Source organism: Kitasatospora sp. NPDC088134, assembly GCF_044741705.1.
In the GTDB taxonomy this organism is placed as follows: domain Bacteria; phylum Actinomycetota; class Actinomycetes; order Streptomycetales; family Streptomycetaceae; genus Kitasatospora.
Map to the genome: position 1 here is coordinate 94,440 of NZ_JBIUTD010000016.1, position 20,446 is coordinate 114,885.

Below are 20,446 nucleotides of genomic sequence, written 5' to 3' on the forward strand. Positions count from 1 at the left end.
GTGCGGGTGCGGGTGCGGGGGCGGGGGCGGGTTAGAAGCTGTCGGGGTCGGCGAACATCTCGTCCAGCAGGAGGTCAAGGCCGACCGATCCCTGTTCCGCGCGTATGTCGCGGAAGGCGTCGAACATCGCGTGCACGTCCTCGGGGTGGTCCATGCCGAGCTTGGCCAGGTTGGGCCAGTAGCCGGACAGGCGGATCATGTCGAGACGGGTCATGGTGGTACTTCCGTTCTGTGGTGCGGGAGTTGGGAGGGGGTGGGGCCTGTTGCCTACGCGGCCCGGCCGTACACGGCGCGGTAGCCAGCGCGGGAGCCGCGCACGATGGCGCGCACGTCCTCGCGGTACGCGGCCCCCTGCTGAGCGGCGTAGCCGTCGAGGTAGGGCGCCAGGACGGCGGTCAGGGGCTTTCCGTGGCCGTAGACGGTACGGGCCTGCCACTGCTCAGCCCCGGGCATCAGGAAGTTGGACGTCTCCACGGGGCGCGACTCCTCCAACGCGCAGTCACGGCAAAGGGGTTCACCGCTCCGGGCGGTCATCACGGTCAGCCACTCGTCACAGTCGGAGCAGGCTGTGTACCCCATGCCCGACAGGGCTTCCTCCACCATGGTCATGGTGATCTCGCCCAGGGACGGGAAGTCGAGTTCGCACAGCACGTCCTCACCATCGACCCCGTCCGGCAGGGTGAGGGGTGACCCTTCGATCTCTTCGACCATGGCCGCGCGCTCCCGCTCGCCGTGGTCGGTCTCGTCCAACAGCGGGTATCCGTGCAGGCAGCCGGTTACGCGCTCCGCCACCGCCACAGCGGCCGGATCGTCCGCGTTGTACATGAGCCACCCCGTGTCATCCCACGTGCCGCCGATCGGGCCGCACTCGGCTTCGAACCAGGCTTTGGCGGTGGCGTAGTTGGACGCTGCGCGGACCTGTTCCGCCTCGGTGGCGTACCAGTGGTCTCCGTCCTCCAGGAACCCGGTCACGTCCATCACCAGGGCTATCCGGGACCAGTCATGGGCGGAGCACTCGTTGATCAGGTTCTGTGCGGTGTCGTACCGCGCACCGAACTGGTCGACAGCGGCGCAGAGTTCGGGGGCGAGAGTGGCGTTCACGGCATGTTCCTTGCGTGGTGCGGTGGTGGTCAGCGGGTGGTGGTGGCGAGCCAGTTGCAGGCGTACGCGCTGCCCTGGTCGCAGGCGTCCTGCATTCCGGTCGCCCACCCGTCGTTGAAGGCCCGGGTGTACGCGTCCTCGCTGGCCGGATCGCTGCCTGTGAGCGACCACGAGCCGTCTTCCCAGAAGCTCACCGAGCGTCCGGCCAGCGCCATGCCCTGCGAGCCCTTCAGGGCCGCCTCACAGGCTTCGTGGCCGCGTCCGCAGGCTGCTGCGACAGTCTGCCCTTCGCCGAGTACGGCGTAGACGTCGTTCGCGGTGACGGACGGGGGCGCGGGGGTCGGTGTCGAGTGGCCAACCAGCCACCCGCCGAACGCGGTTGCGGCGGACAGGGTGAGCACGGCCAGGGTGCGGCGGGGGTTCATCGCGGGTTCTCCCGTGGTTGAGCCGGGGCGGTTAACGGCGGCGGTTGCGGCGGCGGGTGGGGATCTCGGCGCGGTCGCGGTCATAGGCGCTGACCGGGGCGGGAGCGGGAGCGGGGGCGACGGCCTCCGGCTCCGGCTCGATGGTCAGGGGCTCCGGCTCGGCGGCCTGGGCCGGGCCGTACATGGCCCGCTTGACCAGTCCGGGTACCTGCCTGGCCCAGTGGGCGGCGAGGGCCGCCAGGATGCCCGCCGCGACCCCTCCGCCCCAGTTGTGCGTCTGCCACGGCGACCCCGCCAGCAGCATGGCCAGCCCCAGGGCGGCGGGGGTGATGTGGTTACGCATCGTGATCTCGTTTCGCTCAGTCGGTTCGTTCTGGGGGCAACACTGCCCGGCAGTCACCATGCAAGTCAAATGGTGCTTGCGTGACCTGCATCACACATAGCGAACTGCTCATTCTCGCCAGAGTCGAAGACGCGCGCTCGCGCGAAGGCAAGCCAATTCCGCTGCAGTAGAAGGGAATTGAAAGGGTCTTCGCGCCCGTCGGGCGGTGTCGGCGAGGGTGCCCGGGGGGTGCCTCCCGCGCGCGTTCCTTTATTGCCCGGAGCGTCATAGCAGCCGAGATCCGATACGAACGCCGGCCAATCCCTTCTTCTGGATCATCTACACAGCGTGACCAGCGGAGATGAACTCTCTGCCATGTACTGACTGCGGAGAGTGAGGCCGCAGGCGTCGGCGGTGTTAACCGCCCCGGCTTAATACATGTGGAGGCGGCTCCGCGCGCGTGCGTGCACCTGTTGCTGCGGCACCCCGGCCGGCCTCCTTCGTAGCCCCGCCAGGACACCGCTCCCCGACTGGCCCTCTCTCCCCGGTCGTGGTCGAGCACCTGGCGGGGCCCTGCGCTCAAGGAGGCTGCCGTGGCCGCGAGTTCGCGCCGCACGACCCCGCTTCCCCCGCACTGGGCCCGCCTTCGCCGCGCGGTGATGAACCGCGACGCCTGGCGCTGCCAGAACATCCGGTACGACACCGGCGAACTGTGCGGCGAACCCGCGCGCCACTGCGACCACCTCGTCCCCGCCTCCGAAGGCGGCTCCGACGACCCCACCAACCTGCGCGCCCTGTGCGACTGGCACGTCCTGCGCAAGGACGCGGCCGACGCCGGCCGAGCCCGCCGACGGGCCGCCGCGGACCGCTGGCAGCCCATCCGCAACCGCCGCTCGCACCCCGGGGAGGTCCGTTGAACGTTGACCCGACCGAGAAGAACCCGGCGGTGATTCGCGCCGCGCTGGTCGAGCTGTACGAGACCGAACTCGACCTTGAGCCGACCGACCTCGCGCTGATCGACGTAGCCGCGCCGATGCTCGCCCGCGCGGCCCAGCTCGACGCCGTGGTGCGCCGCGAAGGCCAGATGATCCCCGGCGGCAACCGCGCCGGGATGATGGTCCTGCACCCGGGCATCGCACAGGCCCAGCTCAGCCGCACACAGGCCGCCGGCCACCTCGCCCGAATCCGTGGTGAGGGTGACGGCCCGAAGCGCGGCCATAACGCCCGCGACGCTATCGGCGCTCGCTGGGGAAACCGAGTCTGAGAGGGGGCCGCCGTGGCACGCCGCAAGGCAGCACGGGCCGTCGGCCCCTCGGACGAGTCCCTGCGCATCGCCCGGACGATCACCTACTACCAGACCTGCCTGGACGCCGCCGTGCCGCACGAGGCGGCCCGGGAGCTGTGGGCCCACGACATGAACCGCCCGTTCGAGGCTGGTGAGCACGTCTCCGCCGCGATGGCGCGCGCCCTGGAGCTGCGCGCCCGCCAAGAGGCAGCCCAGCCGTAGGCCGCCGGAGAGCAATAGGAGCCACAGCCTGTGGTTCATATTTGGCGGGACAGCCTGTCCCTCCAAAACTGGAAGCGGCCCGTCGAGCTTTGCGAGGGGGTGACCAGTGAGTCCCCTCATCACCTACGAGCCGGTCCGCACCATCGCGGACACCGTCCCGCACCCGCACCGCACCCTCGCGGGCGAGCTGCTGCGCTGGTCGGCGCACGCCTTCCGGCCGGACTGGAAGTACAGCCCCGAGCAGTGCCGCATCCTGGCGCGCTGGTACGAGCTGAGCGACGACGCCGTACCCGAGGACCCGAACGACCCCGAGACCTGGGGCCGGGCCTTCCGCTGGGAGTCCGGCACCTTGCGCCGCCTGAAGGGCTGGGGCAAGGACCCGATGATGGCCAGCGTCTGCGCGATGGAGTTCGTCGGCCCGTGCCGCCTGGTGGGCTTCCGCGACGACGGCTCGCCGATCGGCGGACCGCCCCAAGAAGCCTGGGTCCAGATCTTCGCCACGGCCGCCGGCCAAAACGTCAACACGATGTCGGCGTTCTCCACGATCTTCAGCCAGGCCGCGATCGACCGGTACGCGATCAAGCTCGGCCAAGAGGTCTGCTACGCGAGCCAGACCGACACCGACGGCCGCCAGTGCCGACTGGAGGCGAAGGCATCCAGCTTCCGCGCTGCGGAGGGCGGGCGCCCATCTCTGGCACTGCTCAACGAAACGTGGCACTGGGTGCAAGCCACCGGGGGCCCACGCCTGGCATCAACCATTCGGCCCAACGCCACCAAAGTTGGTGGGCGAACGATGGAGATCACCAACGCCCCGGTGATCGGCGAGGAGTCGGTGGCCGAAGGCACCTGGTACGCCTTCCAGAAGCAGCGCGACGGCGTGAACAGGGACGCCGGCATCTACTACGACTCGGTGGAGGCCCCGCCCGGGGTCGACCTCGCCGACGAGGATCAGCTGCGTGCCGCGATCCTGTGCGCCCGGGGCGACTCGGTGTGGATCAACCCCGACCGCGTGATGAAGGACATCTGGTCCGCGTCCACCTCGGAGGACGAGTCCCGCCGGAAGTACCTCAACCAGCTCAGCTCACACGATGACGCGCTGGTCGACCGCGACACCTGGGACCTGGCCACGGTCGAGCCCGCCGACGGCATCCGCCCCGGCGAGCGGATCGTACTCGCCTTCGACGGCGGCAAGACCGACGACTCAACCGGCCTGCTGGCCATGCGCGTTCGGGACAAGCTGGTCCAGAAGCTCGCGCTGTGGGAGAAGCCCGACGGCCCGGCCGGCAAGAACTGGGAAGTCGACGGCACCGAGGTCAACGACATGGTGGCCCACGTCTTCAAGCGGTACACCGTGGTCGGCTTCTTCGCCGACGTCGCCGGGTGGGAGTCCTACGTCGCCGACTGGTCGGAGAAGTACGGCAAGCACCTGCTGATCAAGGCGTCCGGTAAGTCGACGGTCGGCTTCGACATGCGCGCCAACCAGCGCGAAATCACGACCGAGCACATGGCGCTGGTCGGGGCGATAGAGACGGTGGCCCTGCCGCACGTGCGCGACTACTCGCTGACCCGCCACACCCTCAACGCCCGCAAGCGCCCGAACCAGTACGGCATCAGCTTCGGCAAGGAAAGCCGCGAGTCGCGGTTGAAGGTCGACCTCTACGCGGCCATGGTCCTGGCCTGGATCGCCCACCGCCGCCTCACCGAGAGCGGCAAGCTCAAGCCCCAGAAGCAGCCCGGAACGCTACAGACCCGAGGAGGGTTCTGATGTCCCTCCCCGTCGTACTCAAGCGTGCCCGTCACGCCAAGGAGCTGATCGACCGCGACTACGACCGGCTCAACGTGGTCGACCGCTACGCACGCGGCCTGCACCGGGCCCCGTGGATGCCAAGCAAGGCGAACGCGGAGTTCAAGGACCTGGTGAAGCGCTCGATCGTGAACGTGAGCGGCCTGGCGGTCGAGGCTCCCCTGAACGCCCTGCGCGTCCAGGGCTTCCGCAAGCCGGGCAGCGGCGAGAACGCTTACGAGTGGAAGTACTGGCAGAAGAACCGGCTGGACGAGCGGCAGAACGCCGTCCACCGCGCCGCGCTGACCTCCGGAGCTGCCTACGTCGTGGTCACTCCCGACCCCCGCAAGGGCCGCCGCGAGCCGCTGATCCGGGGCTACGACGCGATCACCACCGTGGCCGTCTACACCGATCCGGCCTGGGACGAGTTCCCGGTGTACGCGCTGCACGTGCCCGAGCAGCAGCCCGACGAGGACCGCACCGTCGGCTTCCTGTGGGACGACGTGGCGAAGTACACCGTCGACCTGGACGCCGAGCCCGATTCCGCGGTGCTGGCCTCCGAGCCGCACGGCCTGAACGTGTGCCCGGTGGTGCGGTTCTCCCCGTCGGTGGACCTTCGGGGCCGCACCCGGGGTGTGGTCGAGCCGCTGATTACCCCGCAGGACCGCCTCAACCAGCACTCGCTGTCGCTGCTGCTGACCGAGCACTGGGGCGCCCACGCCATCCGGTACGCCACCGGCCTCGCCCCGAGCGAGCGCCTGGACCCGGAGACCGGTGACCCGCTGCGCGACCCCGAGACCGGCGAACCGGTCTACGACGTCCCCTCGCTGGACCCGTCCACCCTGCTCATGGCGCCCAACAGCGACGCCAAGTTCGGGCAGTTGCCTGCGATGGGGACCAGCGATCTGCTGGCCTCCCGCCGCCAGACCATCGAAGAGATGATGGGCCTGGCCGACGTGCCGCCGCACTACCTCGCCGGGTCGAACCTGGTGAACCTGAGCGCGGACGCCCTGGCCGCCGCCGAGACCTCGTTCAAGAGGTTCCTGTCCACCCTCCAGGACTCGCTGGGCGAGTCGTGGGAGTCGGTGTTCCGGCTGTGCGCCGTCGCAGCCGGCCGAGGCGAGATCGAGCAGGACGAGAGCCAGGTCGAGTGGGCCGAGAAGGCAACGCGCTCGCTGGCCCAGGCCGCCGACGCGATGGTCAAGCTCATGCAGCAGGGCGTCCCGCTCGCGGTCGCGCTGCGCAAGGTGCCGGGCTTCAGCCAGGCCGACATTGATGAGGCGGTGAAGGCCGCCGAGGAGGCCGCCCGCAAGGCGGAGGCCGCCGAAGCCGAGGCCCTGAAGCAACAGAAGGAGGCGGGCAGCCGTGGCGTGGACTCCCAGAACCGCCGAGATCCTGCGGGCGGTGGCCGCGTACCAGCTCGCGCAGGAAGCGCTGGCCGCTGAGTTCGCCGCCCGCTGGGCGGAGGCCCTGGCCGCCGTCGAGGCCCGTGAGCTCGCGGGGTCGCTGAGCGAGCTGGAAGCCGAGTACGCGGCGGCGATCCGCGAATCCGCGGCGGCCTCCTACGGCTTGTCGGTCGCCTTCTACCGGCTGGTGCGGGCACTGGAGACCGGTCGCGTGATCGGCGGTCCCGGCTACCGGCCGGGTGCTTCGCTCGGCTCCCTGTGGGCCGACTTCAACCGCGCCACCGGCAAGCGCACCAGCAGCGGCCCCCGCGAACGGTTGGATGAAGACACCCGCAACCCCTTCCCCGCCGACGCGGTGGAGAGGCAAGCCCGCAGGGTCGCAGAAACGTTCCGCCAGCAGGTCGCCGACCGGGTGGCCGCGCGCGAGCGCGAGCGCCCGGCCCGCCAGGGCTCGGCCGCTCTGGACGACCCGGCCCTGATCGCCTGGGAGCGCGAGTTCGCCGAGTCGCTGAAGACCGGCAGCTCCGGGGCGGGCGGGATGCTCGTCCAGGACGCCGGCCGCGACGCCGTCCATACCGCGCTCCAGGACGACCCGGGGGCGATCGGCTACTACCGGGCCACCGACGCGAGCCCCTGCTACTTCTGCGCGCTGATGGCCGCACGAGGCGCGGTCTACAAGTCCAAGCGGACGGCCGCGTTCGGCGCACACCCGCACTGCCACTGCCAGGCCGTCCCGATCTTCTCCCGCCGCTACCAGCTCCCCGACGCCAACGCGCGGTTCGCGCGGATGTGGCGGGAGTTCGGCGGGGGCTCGCTGGCCGACTGGCGCACCCACTACACCACGACGTAGGAGAGACATGTCCGAGCAGCAGTCCGAGACCCCGACCCCGGCCGAGGCGATCCCGGGTGGTGTGGTCAACCCGGCCACCCCGCCCGCGCCCCCGGAGCCTGAGACCCCCGCCGAGGAGAGCGTCGCGCCGAAGCCGGTGGAGCCGGACTACCGCGCGCTGTACGAAAAGATGCAGGCCGACCTGGACGCCACCCGCGAGCGCTCCACCGAGGCCGGTGTCGAGGCGGACGAGCTGCGCGCCCAGGTCGCGCAGCTCCAGGAGCAGGCCCTTCGGGACCGGATCGCCGCCGAGTACGCCCTGCCGCCGGTCCTCGCGGCCCTGGTCCAGGGCGGTGACGAGGACACCGTCCGCGCGCACGCCGAGCAGCTGGCCGCAGTCGCCGCGCCGAAGCCGCTGCTGGGCGCGGGCGGGCTGACCCCGCACTCCGAGCCCGACCCGTACAAGGGCCTGGCCGAGAAGCTGCGCCTTCGCCGCTTCGGCATCTGAGACCCCGTACCGCATGAGGCCGTCCCGCCCCGGGGCGGCCTTCCGTCTTCCCGAGGAACAGCGCTATCTCTCTCAACCCCGCACGTGCCAATGCCTTCCAGAACCCGGACAAGCTGGTCGCCCAGGCCATCGCCAACCTGAAGGACTCCGTCCTCCTGGCCCACAAGTTCGACCGCCGGGCCGCCGAGGAGTTCGTCAACGCCACCGGCCAGGTGCTCTCTATCCGCCGCCCCGCCCGCCTGAAGGGTGCCGAGGAGCGGATCGACGCCAAGCGCAAGTTCAACGACACCGCCACGTGGATTCAGTCGGAGAACCTGAACGAGGGCCTGCTGACGGTCAAGTTCGACACCCACGCCTACTCGGCGGTGGACCTGTCCGACGCTGAACTCTCGCTCGACCTCCTGTCGTTCGGCGAGCAGGTCATGGTGCCGCAGGTGGACAGCATCACCGAGCGCCTTGAGGACAAGGTCGCCAGCGCGATGACCGAGTTCCCCGACGTGGCGGCCACCGCGAAGATCCCGGTGGACCTGACCAAGGCCACCAGCGACGAGCAGGCCGGCCAGATGATCCGCAAGAGCCTCGCGCGCCTGCGCGTGCAGCTCAACAAGGAGAACGTCCCCGCCGAGGGCCGCACCGCCGTACTCGGCTCCGAGGCCGCGTACTACGTGCTCAACGACCCGAACATCTCCCGGGCCAACGAGTCCGCCAACGGCGGCGCGGCGATCCGTCAGGCCACCATCGGCAACCTGTACGGCTTCGACATCGTGGAGTCCACGAACGACGTCCTGGCCCCGCTGGGTGTCTACGCCTTCCACCGCTCCGCGATCCAGCTCGTCTCGGGTGCGCCGTCGGTCCCGGAGTCCGCGAAGGGCGGACGGCAGGCCGCTGACGGCTTCGCGCTTCGCTGGATCAAGGACTACAACTCCGGTGCCGCGATGGAGCGCTCGTTCCTCTCCTCGTACTGGGGCGCCACCCTGGTCACCGACCTGAAGAAGAACGAGACGAACTGGCAGGACCCGAAGAACCTGGTCAAGGTCCGGGGCATCCGCGTCACCTTCACCGGCGAGCCGACCGCCGTCCCCGCGAAGTAAGGGGGGCCCGTGGCGCTGGACGTCGCCGACCTCTTCAAGCGCCTGGGCAAGCCCGCTCCCGTGACCGGCACGCCGGACTGGGAGCGGGCGAACGCCGCGCTGGAGGACGCCTTCTGGGTGATCGCCGCCGCTGGGCACCCCGGGTGGACCCCGCAGCGCCACCCTCCGGTGATCCGCACGCTGGCCCTGGCCGTGGCGGACCGGCGCTTCCGCAACCCCGAGGGGTACGTGCAGGAGCAGGCCGGAGAGGTGTCCTACCGGATGCCGGACGGCTCGCCGATGGGCCTGGCCCTCACCCGGGGCGAGCAGGCGCTGATCGAGCGGGTAGCAGGCCGCGGTGGGCTCAAGTCCGTGAACGGCCGGCGCACCGTGCTCTCGCGTGGCCTGCGAACCGGCTACCCGTTCCCCGACCCCGAAGACTCCTGGGGGCTCGCGTGAGCCTGCTGGAGCGCGGCCGAACCCGGGTGACCGTCCACACGGTCCGCATGATCGATGACGGCTACGGCGACTGTCGGCCGGCACCTGGGCCACCCGCTGTCTACTCGGCGTGGGTCGCCCCGGTCGGCGACGCCGCCGGTTGGCGTGCCCCCGTCGGCGCTCAGGTCGGCTGGTCGCCGCCCGTGCGCCGCAAGGTGCTCTTCCCACCGGACGTGGTGATCGACAAGTGGTCGTCGCTGGAGTTCGCCGACGAAGGCGACCCCGGCACCCGCTGGGCCGTGGTGGACGCCCCGCGCGCCCACCACGGCGCTTCCGACCGCATGAGATTCGTGACCGTGATCGTGGAAGGCGGTGGCCAGAGTGGCGGAGATCCGTCCTGACCTGGACGCCGTGATCGCTGGGCTTCCCGGTGTGATGGGCGTGCTCAAGCTCGAAGCCGAGGAGCGCAAGGCCCGCATCACCGCGAAGGCCGCGCTCCACGTCGAGACCGGCGAGTTCATCGCCGGGCTGAAGGTCAAACGGCACGCCAAGGGCTACGCCATCGTCAACGAGGACCCGCTGGCCGCCCACAAGAACTGGGGCGGCTTCAACCACCGCGCCAACCGCCACGTGGACGGCATCCACGCGATGGAGGCCGCCCTGTGGTGACCCGCGAGCCGTACCTGATGCCCGACTCCGAGCGCATCGTCCTGGAAGCCCTGCGCACCGTCCTCCCGGAACACCGCTGCGCGGTCTACCTGCCCACCGACTGGCAGCTCGCGCTGCGCAAGACGGGCGGGCTGGTGATCGCCCGCCGGGTGGGCGGGGTGATGAAGGACAAGCGCTTCATAGACGAGGGCATGTTCACCGTCCAGACCTACGCCACCTCGCGCGCGGACGCCTCCCTGCTCGCCCGCCGCGCCCGCGCCGGCCTGGTCCGCCTGACCTTCGAGCAGTTCGGCAACGCGGACGGTTACCTGTCCCGCTTCCGCGAGGCGACGGGGCCGTTCATGACCACCGACCCGATGACCGAGGCCCAGACCGGCTTCTATCGCTTCTCGGCCAACTACATGATCGCTACAAGGCCCCGCTGACGGGCCGGAAGGGAGTCAGCATCGCTGACGACACCCCGGTCCTGGTACCGGGTACCGGATACATCTACGTCGCCCCGCCGGGCACCGCGCTGCCGGACCTGAGCAAGGGCTTCGACCCGAAGGACTCGACCAAGTGGGGCCCCGGCGGCCTGACGTGGAAGTCCATCGGCAACACCTCGCTGGACAACGGGATCGAGATGAGCGTCGACGGCGACGAGCCCGAGGTGCTGGGGTCCTGGCAGAACAAGTCCCTGAAGACGACCGACCCGGGCAAGACCTACGCGGTGACGATCAACCTGTCCGACTTCACCGCCGAGTCGTACAAGCTCTACTACGGCACCGACAAGGGACTCGACGCCAAGGGCCTGTTCTCGATCCCGACCAGCCCCACCGCCCAGAACCGGGCGCTGCTGATCGCGGCCGTGGACGGCGGCAAGGCCGTCGTGTGGCACTATCCGAAGACCTCCATCATCGGCGCGGACGCGGTGACCATGGACCCTGCCGCACTCGGCGAGATGCCGGTCAAGGCCACCGTCGTGGCCCTCAACCAGAGCACGCCGCTCGGCTCCGTCACCCCCGTGTTCGACCTGGCAGCCGGCCTGCCCGCCGGAACCTGATCCACCCCACCCCCAGCTAGGAGAGATCCACCCTGAGCACCACCTTGGACTTCGCCGACCTCGCCGCCGAGGCCGAGCGCAAGCACACTGGCAAGGGCCTGAAGTTCGTCGCCAAGAACGGCAAGAAGGTCCGGCTGCGCCGCATCGAGGCCCTGCCCGGCGGTGACCTGAAGACCGCGCTGTCCCTGCTGGACGCGGTGCAGTCGAAGAAGGTGTCCAACGAGCGCCGGATCGAGGCGATGACCGGTCTGCTGGTCGCGGTCGCCTCCGACAAGAAGGCCATGCGCGAGAGCGTGGACGCCCTGCCGCTGGAGCAGGCCATGACCGTGGTCGAGGCGTGGATGGAGCAGGCCGCGCCGGGGGAAGCCGCAGCCTGATCAGGCTGCTGGACGAGCACGGGGCGCAGATCACCGCCGACCTGCGCCGCTACTGCGGGGTGAACGTCCTGGACTGGGTCCGGGGCCGCCACTCCGCCCGCTACGTCCTCGCCCTGATCGGGACTCTCCCCGACGACTCCGCGACGATGGCCGCAGTGCGCGGCGGCCGTGAAGCGTTGGGCTGGGACGCCAGGACGTACGTCCTGGCGGATCTCGTGGACGCCGTCCAGGCGCTCACCCACGTCCAGGTCGCCAAGAGCGCGAAGAACCCCCGCACCGTCGAGCGCCCGAAGCCCTACCCGCGCCCGTACGCGAAGAAGGCCCGCAAGGCGGCCGGCACCAGCCCCTTCGCCGCCGCCCTCCAGCGTGAGGTCGGCGAGGGTGGGGGTCCTGTCCTCGCCGAGGCGTCAACCCCCCTTGCAGAAACGTTCCGCCTACCGGCGGCCGTCCTCGCGCGCTCCGCCGTGCCGGGCAGGCCCGCACCGGTCCGACTCACGTAGGAGGTGAGCCGATGGCCGGTCCCGGCGGCAAAGAGGCCGGGCGCGTGCACGTACGCGTCCTGCCCGACACCTCGGACTTCCGCCAGCGCCTCAAGCAGTACTTGGAGATGCTGGAGAAGTACACCAAGCTCAAGGTCAAGCTGGACCTTGACACCACGGGCGTCAACGCCCGGCTGCGGGAGCTGACCCACGACCGCAACGTCCGGGTCAACGTCTTCGCCGACACGGCGGAGGCCGCAGCGCGGATCGCCGCGCTCACCCGCGAGCGACGAGTCCGCATCCGGGCCGAGGTCGACACGGTCCCGGCGGACGGGCAGATCCGCCGCTTCACCGGCCGCCGCTGGCGGCTGGGCATCAACGTCCACCTCGCCCGGGGCGGGTTCGAGCGGGCCAAGTCGGGCCTTGCCACCCTGGGCTCGGGGGTCGCGGAGATCGGCCGCAACTTCGGCCGGCTCTTCACCCTCTCGATCGAGCAGACCGCCTCAGCCCTCCAGGGCATCGGGTCGGGCATCAGCTCGGCAGCCCAGGGCACCCTGGGCATGGCGGCCGGGTTCGCCCAGTCCGCCGCTGCTGCGCTTCCCCTGCTGGTCGCGGTCACCGCCATCGCCACATGGGTGACGGTGGTCGCCTCCGGGCTGATCGCAGTCATCGCACTGGCCGCGCTGCCAGTGCTGCCGATCGGGCTCGCGGCCGTCGCGGCAGCGGGCGACATGAAGGCCCTCGGCAAGAAGACCGAGGAGGCGATGCAGGCAGCGTCCGAGGCGCTGAAACCTGCAACTGCCGCTATACGTACCGAGTTTGGCGGTGCGGTACGCGATGTAACGGCCTGGTTCAAGCAGGCCGAGCCGCAGATCAAGGCGTTCTTCGACGCCGGGGCGCAGTTCGTACGTCCCATGGTGAAGTCGATCACCGACTTCACGGACGTCCTGTTCCCCAAGCTCACCGAGGCGATGAACTCGCCGGGGATGAAGGCGTTCACCGAGCAACTGCCGGTGGCGCTCGTCGCCCTGGGTGCTGCCCTGGGGGACTTCTTCCTCACCCTGTCCAACGGGGGCGCCCAACTCCAGCTCATCCTGGGCCCGTTGGTCGGCCTGCTCGATGCCTTCCTTCAGGGGATCGCCTCCCTGGCGGTTGCCTTCGCCCCTGAGATCGCCGCGTCGATCAGCTGGTTCGCGGACACGCTGCGCCAGTTCTTCGACGTCTTCAAGGAGAACGCGCAGGCAACTGCCGCCCTGATGCGGCTAGTTGACCTCGGGCTCCGCGCCCTGGTGATCGGCTTCTCGGTCACGATGCAAGCCTGGGACATGCTGGCGACCGCCGCCGTGGCTGCCTGGCACGCTGTGCAGGCAGCCTGGGACGGGCTGACGTCCGCCACGGCCTCCGCTTGGGCGTCCGTGTCCTCCTGGACGTCCTCCACCTGGGCGTCCGTGACGTCCTGGGTCTCCGGCGCGGCGTCGTCCGCCAGCTCTGCTGTCGCGTCCGCCTGGGGGTCCGTGACCTCATGGACCTCGTCCACCTGGGCGTCCGTGACCTCGTGGACCGCCTCGTCCTGGGCGTCGGTGACCTCCACCGTGTCGTCGTCGGCCTCGTCGGTCGGCTCGGCCGTCTCGGCAGCCTGGCGGAACGTGACCTCGTGGACCTCGTCCGCCTGGGAGTCCTGCGTCGGCTTCGTCTCGTCGGCCTGGTCCAAAATCGCCGACGGAGTCTCGTCCGGGATAGGCACGGTGGTCGGCTACGTCTCCAGCCTGCCGGGCAAGATCCTCGGTGCGATCGGCGATCTGGGCTCGCTGCTGTACGACAAGGGCAAGTCCGCGATCCAGGGCCTGGTCAACGGCATGAAGTCGATCAGCGTCGGCGGCATCGTCTCCGGCATCGTGGACAGCCTCAACCCGTTCCGCTCGGCCCCCGCCTCCGCCCCGGTGGCCGCGCCGCGCTCGCTGATAGCCGCGCCGATGGCGTTCGCCGCGATGCCGGCCGCCGCTTACGCGAGCCCGCTGGAGCAAGCCCTTCGCCCGGTTACCTCGGGGCTGCGCTCGCTCGACTCCTACGGCTACGGCCAGCGCGCCGCAGCCAGCCTGCGCCCGCCCGACCCCAAGGCCGCAGGCCGGGAGCGCTACGGCCCGAACATCACCGTCAACGCCACCACCAACGCCAACCCCCACGAGATCGGCAAGCAGATCGCGTGGGAGCTGAAGACCTCCGGGAGGTAGCAAGATCGGGGCTCTCTCCCCACCCTTCATCGGCGACGTCACCGCCCACACCGCCCGCGTCTTCTACACGAAGACGCCGGGCGCGTGGACGGACGTCGAGACCACCAACGCCAAGACCGGCAAGGCACATTACGACGCCGAGGACCCCACCTGGCCGGGCACCGCCCTGGTCGGCGACGGCGGCCCGCTGGGCGACGACCCGCAGCTGGAGCCGGACACCGAGTACCGGGTCCGCTACCACAGCACCGGCACCGGTCTGGACTCCTGGTCGGACCCGGTCACCTTCCGGACCCTGCCGGACCTGCCGCCACCCAAGCGCCCGGACATCGGCCGCCAGCCCAGCGCCCGCAACCCCTACACCGCAGCGCCGTGGACGGCGACGTGGGGTGGGCTGCTGCTCGGTGAGGACTCCTCCGTCGTGCTGGAGGAGGTGGGCGGCCTCCTGGACGCCCCCGAGGTGCGGACCTCGGACGCCGAGCTGCTTCAGCGCGACGGCCTGACCCCGGGCACCGACTACATGGGTGCGCGCACGGTCACCCTGACCATGCTGGCCCTGGACGACCACGAGGTCCCGGACCTGCTGGCCGCGTTCGCCCCGGGCGGGCCGGAGAAGCCGTTCGAGTTCGCGTTCCCCGGGGTGGCCGGCGGGCGGTCCAGGCTCATGGCCCGGGTCCGCAAGCGGGCCGTCACCGTGGACAAGGAGTTCCACGCGGGCCGCCGCCGAGTCACCGTCGAACTCCTCGCCACCGACCCTCGGTTGTACTCGGCCGACCAGGCGCGGGCGACCGTGGCGGTGGCCGTCCCCCGTGGCGGGCGGCCGATCTTCCCGCTGACGTTCCCCTTCGACATGGGCAACGGCCCCGCCACCCGCTCCGCCCCGGACATCGCCAACACCGGCTCGGTCGACACCTGGCCCGTCGTGCGGATCACCCCGGCCACCGGCGAGATCCGCGACCCGTCGCTGACCCTCGTCCACGACGGCGAGCGCAAGCGCTTCGCTACCCGGGGCCTGCGAGTCGGCCGGGGCGACGCTCTGGTCATCGACATGGGGCGTCGCCGCATCACCCTCAACGGCGCTTCCCGCTTCGGGCAGGTCGATCCGACCTCCCTCTGGTTCTCCGTCCCGCCCGGCGGCAGCACCCTCCAACTCGACGTACTGGAAGGCCCCGATGGGGTCACGGCGGACGTCTCATGGCGCTCCGCCTGGATGTAAGGACCCCTCTCTTGGCTGTTGAACTCCGCGCCCCGCTCTTCGTCCAGCAGGGCCGCTATGACGCGCTCGACCTGCGGACGATGATCGGCGGCACCCGGGGCGCACACGTCGGCGTCGCCGGACCCACCGCCCTGCTGGTCGAGAAGATCGACAACCCCACCCCCAGGGTCTCCGTCGCCGCCGGTTCCGTGTGGCTGCCCGACGACGTGGCCGTGTCCCACAAGGGCGCGGTGCACTTCGCCAACCTGGACGCCAGCATTCAGCTCCAGTGCTCCACCCCCAAGCCGGGCGAGGCCGCCCGCGCCGACCTGGTCGTGGCGTTCGCCGACCCCGACAGCGCCCCGGCCGGCCCGCTGCTGATGGACATGAAGACCACCGCGGACCGCTACATGCAGCCCGTCACCTACGCCGCCGACGGCACCCCCTACGCCGCCCCGGCCGCCGTCGCTGCGGCCTCCGGCACGCAGCTGACCAAGGAGGGCGCGAAGGGCTGGTCCGTCGCGGTGCTCGCCGAGTCCAGCCCCGGCGCGAAGGACTGGCCGGTGCCCTCCAACTGCATCCGCCTCGCGGTGGTGAACATCGCCCAGACCGGCATCACCGGGATCGAGGACCAGCGCTTCGTCGTCGCCGGGCAGCTCGACACCACTCCGCTGCGCCAGCTCCGTACCGCCGGGGCCCAGGGCATCGCCCAGGCCGCCGTCGGTGCTCCGGCCGGCAGTCTGGTCTACGACTCGGTCAGCACCGCCCTGCACAAGGTCACCGGGCCCGGCACCACTGCCCCGGTCCTGCCGGGCGCGGTCCGCCAGGACGCCTCCTACCAGGCTCCCGAGAACGCGTGGGGCGCCGAGGGCTGGCACACCTTCACGGCTCCGGCCGCTCCGTACCCGCGCCTGGTGACCATCAGGTTCGAGTGCACCTATCAGGGCGACTTCGGCGAAGGCTGGATCACTCCCGTGGTCTTCGGGCACGGGGAGAGCCGCCGCGCGGGACGGCCGCAGTACGTTCGAGTGGGCGATGCCCGGGACGCGCGCGGATCGGGCACCATCAAGGTCCCCGCCGGTACACCGATGAGCGTCAGCACCACGTGCCGCCCCGACAACACCGCGACCAACAACGTGAAGTTCAAAGCGGCGTGGACCTCGTACGCCGAGGCCGTCATCGTCCAGGCGGCCTGATGAGCGAGGACAACGGCTACCGCGTGATCCTGTCCGAGTTCAAGGGCGGCCGGCTGCTGGCCGAGCTGCCCGTCTCGGGCCTGTCCTTCCGCTCCATCCTCAACGCCCCCGGCTCCGCGAACTTCAGCGTGCCGCTGGCCGCCGAACCCCTCGCCGGCCTGGACTGGTCGCTCATCTCGCCCTGGCGGATCATCGCCCACGTCCAGCGCGGCAGCCGCGTCCTGTGGGGCGGCCCCCTGCTCACCTGGTCGGTCGACCTGGCCGCCGAGGGGATGACGCTCGACTGCGTGGGCCTGTGGGAGTACTACCGCCGCAACATGATCAACCTCGGGTACTCCACCGGCACCACGCCGCGCGAGCAGACCACCATCGCCCGCGAGCTGATCCAGACCTTCGCCGACAACCCCTCACCCGTCGCCCCCGGCCAGCCCGGCTACTGGGGCAGCAACGGCCCCGGCGCGCTCACCTTCGACCCCGACCTGGACACGATGAAGCGCGAGCGCACCTACCCCTGGTTCGAGTGGAAGTCGGTGGGCGAAGCCGTCGAACAGCTCGGCGCGGTGATCAAGGGCTTCGACTTCCGCATCGACCACGACTGGGACGTGGACGCCCGCGTGATCCGCAACCGCTTCCGCTTCCTCCACCCGGCTGGCGGCGTGGACACCGGCATCGTCCTGGAGCACGGCACCAACTGCACCGTCACCACCGTCACCTCCGACGGCGACAAGATGTGCACCGAGACCGGCGTCAACGGCGCTGGCGAAGGCTGGAGTCAGCTCAAATCCTGGTGGTACAACGGCCAGTTGGAGACCGAGGAAGGCCGCCGCATCCCGCGCCTGTCCGCCGTCGAGACCAACAACTCGGTCGTCCGCGTCGAGACACTGACCGCGCAGGCCGAGCGCATGACCGCCGTCGGCGCGTTCCCCCTCGTCGTCCCCGAGGTCACCCTGCACCCGGGCGGCGAGTACACCGCCGCCGAGCTGCGCGTCGGCCACAAGATCCGCGTCCGCGCCCGCACCGCTCGCTGGCCCGGCATCGACGCCGAGTACGTCATCCAGGAGATCGCCACCAAGGTCACCAGCAGCGGCGAGGAAACGAGCCTCAGCCTGGTCCCCGTCACGATCTTCGCGCGCGTGGACGACTGGGTCCAGGGGCAGCTGGGGGCCGCCGCATGACCGTCTACGGCCGCCCCACCCTCGCCGACGAGTTCCAGGGCATCGACACCCGTCTGTCCGCGATGGAGCGCACCGCGAGCGCGCTCGGCGCTGTCCTCCCGATGACCCCGTACCGGCCGGGCCTGGACGTCGCCACCGCCTGGCGCGCCGCCGCCACCATCCCCACCGCCGGCATCGCCCACCCCATCCTGCGGCTGGACTGCCGCGTCTCCGCCAAGCAGGGCGCCAATGTCTGGCTGCGCCTGTTCGACGTGGACAGGGCCCGCGCGGTCACCGCGGAGTGGCAGTACACCGGGGGCGCGCTCAACAACGGCTGGGTCCGCCTGGACTGGGTGCTGCCGATGGGTGGCGGCCAGCCGGGCGAGTGGCAGCGCCTCCTCCTCCAGACCAAGACCGACGTCACCGGGGGCGGCACCGTCGATCCCGGCGTGGCCATGGCCCTGCCCTTCAACCAGGCCCCCGCCGCGACCGAGGCCGGCACCTGGACCCCCGTGCCGATCCCGCCCGGCTACGCCTGACCTCCAGCTGTAACCCGCGCAGCGGCCCCGTCCGAACTCCCGGGCGGGGCTTCCCTGTTGAAAGGACCTGTTTCATCTCCCGCGAAGCAATGATCACCGAGGCCCTGAAGTGGGCTGACCAGAACTACCGAGGTGGCCTCTCCCCGAACGGCCGCTACTACGACACCCCGTTCGGGAAGTGGTACGCCCCCGGCTTCAACCACGAGCCGTACTGCGACATGTTCGTCTCCTGGTGCGCCGACAAGGGCGGCGAGGCCGCAGCGGTCGGCCGGTACGCGTACTGTCCCTCCCACGTCCAGGCGTTCCGCAACAAGGGCCAGTGGTTCGGCCGCGACGCCGCGTTCAAGCGCGGTGACGTCATCTTCTTCAGCTGGGACGGCGGCCCCACCGCCGACCACGTCGGCATCGTCCTGGAGGACTCCGCTCCTGGCCAGCAGGTCAAGACCGTCGAGGGCAACACCGCCCGTGGCGACGGCGCGGGCCAGGGCTCCGGCGGCTACGTCGCCCGCAAGACCCGCCCGCGCTCCGTCGTGCTCGGCGTCGGCCGCCCCGCCTACACCTCCGGCAGCAGCAGCAACAACGGCGGCACCACCACCCCGAGCGGCCAGGCCGTCACCATCAACGGCCTCGCGTACGGCCCGGGAGCACGCGGCGAGCACATCACCGCCATGGGCCGAGCCCTCGTCCGGGCAGGCTGCTCCCGCTACACCGAGGGCCCCGGCCCCGTTTGGGGCGGCGCGGACACCGAGTCGATGCGCGCCTACCAGATCAAGATCGGCGACACCGACAGCGCCGACGGCATCCCCGGCCCCAAGCAGCTCACCCGTCTGCTCGCCGAGTATGGCGACGCCCCCGCGCCGCAGCCGCCGGCCACCCGGACCTTCACCGTCCGCCGGGGCATGACCCTGGGCGGCATCGCCGTGGCACTCGGCACCACCGTGGCCGGTCTGCTCTCCCTGAACCCCCAGATCGACAACCCGGACCGGATCACCGAGGGCCAGCAGATCACCGTCCCCGCCGCGTCACCGGCCACCCCGGCATCCCCGGCCCCACAGCCGAGCGAGAGCCCGGCCCCGGCCGAGACCCCGGCGACGGAGGCACCGCGGCCTGCCCCAAATCCGGACCCGCTGCCCAGTCCGGCCCCGGGCGCGGCCACCCACACCGTCGCCGCAGGCGACACCCTGACGGCCATCGCCGCCCGCTACGGCGTCGGTCTGGACGCCGTGGTCAACGCCAACCCGCAGCTCGCCGACCCGGACCGGATCGAGGTCGGCCAGGTCATCAGCCTGCCGACCGCCACCGCCGGAGCCGCCGCGCCGCCGGTCCACGCCGTCGTGCCCAGCGACACCCTGTGGGACATCGCCGCCAGCCGCCGCGTCACGCTGGAGGCCCTGGTCGCCGCCAACACAGCCACCGTGGCGAACCCGGACCTGATCTACCCGGGCCAGGCGATCGTGATCCCGGACGGCTCCGCCCCTGTCCCGAAGCCCGCCAGCCCGAAGCCCGCGGAGCTGACGAGCGGTCAGGAAAACTCGAGCGAGCCGACCGCCCCGGCCCTGGCCCCGGAGGTCGAGGAGGTGCCGGCCGCCCCGAGCACCAGCTATTCGGCGGACCTCGCGGGGTGGATCGAGGAGGCCCGGGACATCCTGCGTGCGAACGGCGACCTGGTCCCCAGCGCGGCGGCGATCGAGCACCGCGCGATGGTCGAGTCCGGCGGCAACCCGCTCGCCGAGAACCACTGGGACAGCAACGAAGCGCTCTACGGCGGGACGTACGGCCTGCTCCAGACCATCCGGCCGACGTTCGACGCCTACGCGTTGCCCGGCCACCGCAACATCCTCAACCCGGTGGACTCGATCATCGCCGGAGTCCGCTATGCGAATGCGACCTACGGCAGCTTCGAAAGCATCGCCTGGAACGAAGGGGGCTACTGATGGCCCGAGACGAACAGCTTGGCGGCGTCGTGATCGGCCCGCGCGAGATCTACGACGAGCTGGTGGGCGTCCGAGAGGACGTCCGCTCGCTCGCCCAGAGCCGCGACACCGTGGACGCGGTCCTGGAAGACCACGAAGACCGCGTCCGCGCGCTGGAGCGCTGGCGCTACGGCGTCGTCGCCTCCGGACTCGCCGGAGGCACCGCACTGATCACTGATGTGGTCGCACGACTGAAGGGCTGACC

26 protein-coding genes are annotated in these 20,446 nt (G+C 70.8%); 22 read left to right on the plus strand and 4 right to left on the minus strand.

Annotation, left to right across the window (positions count from 1 at the left end; all coding sequences use genetic code 11):
* Nucleotides 1-31 precede the first annotated feature (31 nt).
* From ACIOHG_RS24090 to ACIOHG_RS24105, 4 genes are read right to left on the minus strand one after another with little or no spacing between them, the layout of a single operon-like run.
* The gene (locus ACIOHG_RS24090) at nt 32-214 is read right to left on the minus strand and encodes a hypothetical protein (RefSeq protein WP_400953654.1); all 183 of its coding nucleotides are present in this window, start codon (nt 212-214) and stop codon (nt 32-34) included.
* Nucleotides 215-267: 53 nt separating this feature from the next.
* A complete protein-coding gene (locus tag ACIOHG_RS24095; protein WP_400953655.1) occupies nt 268-1,101 on the minus strand; it encodes a hypothetical protein in 834 nt (277 codons plus the stop codon).
* A 29-nt stretch (nt 1,102-1,130) separates the two neighbouring features.
* Entirely contained in the window at nt 1,131-1,526 is a 396-nt protein-coding gene (locus tag ACIOHG_RS24100) for a hypothetical protein (RefSeq protein WP_400953656.1), read from the minus strand.
* Nucleotides 1,527-1,557: 31 nt separating this feature from the next.
* Nucleotides 1,558-1,869, minus strand: a complete 312-nt coding sequence (locus tag ACIOHG_RS24105; RefSeq protein ID WP_400953657.1) for a hypothetical protein — start codon at nt 1,867-1,869, stop codon at nt 1,558-1,560.
* Between the two features lie 572 nt (nt 1,870-2,441).
* On the opposite strand from ACIOHG_RS24105, the gene ACIOHG_RS24110 reads away from it, so the two are divergent.
* From ACIOHG_RS24110 to ACIOHG_RS24215, 22 genes are all read left to right on the plus strand, one after another.
* Nucleotides 2,442-2,765 (plus strand): HNH endonuclease, encoded by a 324-nt coding sequence (locus ACIOHG_RS24110; protein ID WP_400953658.1) that lies wholly within the window; start codon nt 2,442-2,444, stop codon nt 2,763-2,765.
* The gene (locus tag ACIOHG_RS24115) at nt 2,762-3,112 is read left to right on the plus strand and encodes a hypothetical protein (protein WP_400953659.1); all 351 of its coding nucleotides are present in this window, start codon (nt 2,762-2,764) and stop codon (nt 3,110-3,112) included. The genes ACIOHG_RS24110 and ACIOHG_RS24115 overlap by 4 nt, the downstream gene beginning before the upstream one ends.
* Before the next feature lie 12 nt (nt 3,113-3,124).
* A complete protein-coding gene (locus ACIOHG_RS24120; protein ID WP_400953660.1) occupies nt 3,125-3,355 on the plus strand; it encodes a hypothetical protein in 231 nt (76 codons plus the stop codon).
* Between the two features lie 106 nt (nt 3,356-3,461).
* The gene (locus tag ACIOHG_RS24125) at nt 3,462-5,120 is read left to right on the plus strand and encodes a terminase (RefSeq protein WP_400953661.1); all 1,659 of its coding nucleotides are present in this window, start codon (nt 3,462-3,464) and stop codon (nt 5,118-5,120) included.
* Nucleotides 5,120-6,583 (plus strand): phage portal protein, encoded by a 1,464-nt coding sequence (locus ACIOHG_RS24130; protein WP_400953662.1) that lies wholly within the window; start codon nt 5,120-5,122, stop codon nt 6,581-6,583. Before ACIOHG_RS24125 ends, ACIOHG_RS24130 begins: the two co-directional genes overlap by 1 nt.
* Nucleotides 6,504-7,394: a hypothetical protein gene (locus ACIOHG_RS24135; RefSeq protein WP_400953663.1), complete on the plus strand. Its 891-nt coding sequence runs from the start codon at nt 6,504-6,506 to the stop codon at nt 7,392-7,394. Before ACIOHG_RS24130 ends, ACIOHG_RS24135 begins: the two co-directional genes overlap by 80 nt.
* Nucleotides 7,395-7,401: 7 nt before the next feature.
* Nucleotides 7,402-7,881, plus strand: coding sequence for a hypothetical protein (locus tag ACIOHG_RS24140; protein ID WP_400953664.1), 480 nt, complete (start codon nt 7,402-7,404; stop codon nt 7,879-7,881).
* A 113-nt stretch (nt 7,882-7,994) separates the two neighbouring features.
* Complete coding sequence (locus tag ACIOHG_RS24145) at nt 7,995-8,972, plus strand: P22 phage major capsid protein family protein (RefSeq protein WP_400953721.1); 978 nt, start codon at nt 7,995-7,997, stop codon at nt 8,970-8,972.
* A gap of 9 nt (nt 8,973-8,981) precedes the next feature.
* The gene (locus tag ACIOHG_RS24150) at nt 8,982-9,410 is read left to right on the plus strand and encodes a hypothetical protein (protein WP_400953665.1); all 429 of its coding nucleotides are present in this window, start codon (nt 8,982-8,984) and stop codon (nt 9,408-9,410) included.
* Entirely contained in the window at nt 9,407-9,790 is a 384-nt protein-coding gene (locus tag ACIOHG_RS24155; RefSeq protein ID WP_400953666.1) for a hypothetical protein, read from the plus strand. The genes ACIOHG_RS24150 and ACIOHG_RS24155 overlap by 4 nt, the downstream gene beginning before the upstream one ends.
* A 10-nt stretch (nt 9,791-9,800) precedes the next feature.
* On the plus strand, nt 9,801-10,058 hold the full coding sequence (locus ACIOHG_RS24160) for a DUF5403 family protein (protein WP_400953667.1): 258 nt from the start codon (nt 9,801-9,803) through the stop codon (nt 10,056-10,058).
* A complete protein-coding gene (locus ACIOHG_RS24165; RefSeq protein ID WP_400953668.1) occupies nt 10,052-10,483 on the plus strand; it encodes a hypothetical protein in 432 nt (143 codons plus the stop codon). The genes ACIOHG_RS24160 and ACIOHG_RS24165 overlap by 7 nt, the downstream gene beginning before the upstream one ends.
* A 197-nt stretch (nt 10,484-10,680) precedes the next feature.
* Nucleotides 10,681-11,100: a hypothetical protein gene (locus tag ACIOHG_RS24170; RefSeq protein WP_400953669.1), complete on the plus strand. Its 420-nt coding sequence runs from the start codon at nt 10,681-10,683 to the stop codon at nt 11,098-11,100.
* Nucleotides 11,101-11,144: 44 nt separating this feature from the next.
* Nucleotides 11,145-11,477, plus strand: coding sequence for a hypothetical protein (locus ACIOHG_RS24175; RefSeq protein WP_043477156.1), 333 nt, complete (start codon nt 11,145-11,147; stop codon nt 11,475-11,477).
* Nucleotides 11,438-11,977: a hypothetical protein gene (locus ACIOHG_RS24180; protein ID WP_400953670.1), complete on the plus strand. Its 540-nt coding sequence runs from the start codon at nt 11,438-11,440 to the stop codon at nt 11,975-11,977. The genes ACIOHG_RS24175 and ACIOHG_RS24180 overlap by 40 nt, the downstream gene beginning before the upstream one ends.
* 44 nt (nt 11,978-12,021) lie before the next feature.
* On the plus strand, nt 12,022-14,187 hold the full coding sequence (locus ACIOHG_RS24185; protein ID WP_400953671.1) for a hypothetical protein: 2,166 nt from the start codon (nt 12,022-12,024) through the stop codon (nt 14,185-14,187).
* Between the two features lie 418 nt (nt 14,188-14,605).
* Entirely contained in the window at nt 14,606-15,400 is a 795-nt protein-coding gene (locus ACIOHG_RS24190) for a phage distal tail protein (RefSeq protein ID WP_400953672.1), read from the plus strand.
* An 11-nt stretch (nt 15,401-15,411) separates the two neighbouring features.
* Complete coding sequence (locus ACIOHG_RS24195) at nt 15,412-16,575, plus strand: hypothetical protein (RefSeq protein ID WP_400953673.1); 1,164 nt, start codon at nt 15,412-15,414, stop codon at nt 16,573-16,575.
* On the plus strand, nt 16,575-17,750 hold the full coding sequence (locus ACIOHG_RS24200; protein ID WP_400953674.1) for a hypothetical protein: 1,176 nt from the start codon (nt 16,575-16,577) through the stop codon (nt 17,748-17,750). The genes ACIOHG_RS24195 and ACIOHG_RS24200 overlap by 1 nt, the downstream gene beginning before the upstream one ends.
* Nucleotides 17,747-18,268 (plus strand): hypothetical protein, encoded by a 522-nt coding sequence (locus ACIOHG_RS24205; RefSeq protein ID WP_400953675.1) that lies wholly within the window; start codon nt 17,747-17,749, stop codon nt 18,266-18,268. Before ACIOHG_RS24200 ends, ACIOHG_RS24205 begins: the two co-directional genes overlap by 4 nt.
* 89 nt (nt 18,269-18,357) lie before the next feature.
* The gene (locus tag ACIOHG_RS24210; RefSeq protein WP_400953676.1) at nt 18,358-20,202 is read left to right on the plus strand and encodes a LysM peptidoglycan-binding domain-containing protein; all 1,845 of its coding nucleotides are present in this window, start codon (nt 18,358-18,360) and stop codon (nt 20,200-20,202) included.
* Nucleotides 20,202-20,444, plus strand: a complete 243-nt coding sequence (locus ACIOHG_RS24215; protein WP_380340841.1) for a hypothetical protein — start codon at nt 20,202-20,204, stop codon at nt 20,442-20,444. The genes ACIOHG_RS24210 and ACIOHG_RS24215 overlap by 1 nt, the downstream gene beginning before the upstream one ends.
* The last annotated feature ends 2 nt before the right edge of the window (nt 20,445-20,446 follow it).

Coding starts and splice junctions, on each gene's coding strand:
- ACIOHG_RS24170 (WP_400953669.1), top strand. CDS start 10,681: ATGAGCGTCGACGGCGACGAGCCCGAGGTGCTGGGGTCCTGGCAGAAC.
- ACIOHG_RS24100 (WP_400953656.1), bottom strand. CDS start 1,526: ATGAACCCCCGCCGCACCCTGGCCGTGCTCACCCTGTCCGCCGCAACC.
- ACIOHG_RS24210 (WP_400953676.1), top strand. CDS start 18,358: ATGATCACCGAGGCCCTGAAGTGGGCTGACCAGAACTACCGAGGTGGC.
- ACIOHG_RS24205 (WP_400953675.1), top strand. CDS start 17,747: ATGACCGTCTACGGCCGCCCCACCCTCGCCGACGAGTTCCAGGGCATC.
- ACIOHG_RS24105 (WP_400953657.1), bottom strand. CDS start 1,869: ATGCGTAACCACATCACCCCCGCCGCCCTGGGGCTGGCCATGCTGCTG.
- ACIOHG_RS24200 (WP_400953674.1), top strand. CDS start 16,575: ATGAGCGAGGACAACGGCTACCGCGTGATCCTGTCCGAGTTCAAGGGC.
- ACIOHG_RS24130 (WP_400953662.1), top strand. CDS start 5,120: ATGTCCCTCCCCGTCGTACTCAAGCGTGCCCGTCACGCCAAGGAGCTG.
- ACIOHG_RS24090 (WP_400953654.1), bottom strand. CDS start 214: ATGACCCGTCTCGACATGATCCGCCTGTCCGGCTACTGGCCCAACCTG.
- ACIOHG_RS24140 (WP_400953664.1), top strand. CDS start 7,402: ATGTCCGAGCAGCAGTCCGAGACCCCGACCCCGGCCGAGGCGATCCCG.
- ACIOHG_RS24215 (WP_380340841.1), top strand. CDS start 20,202: ATGGCCCGAGACGAACAGCTTGGCGGCGTCGTGATCGGCCCGCGCGAG.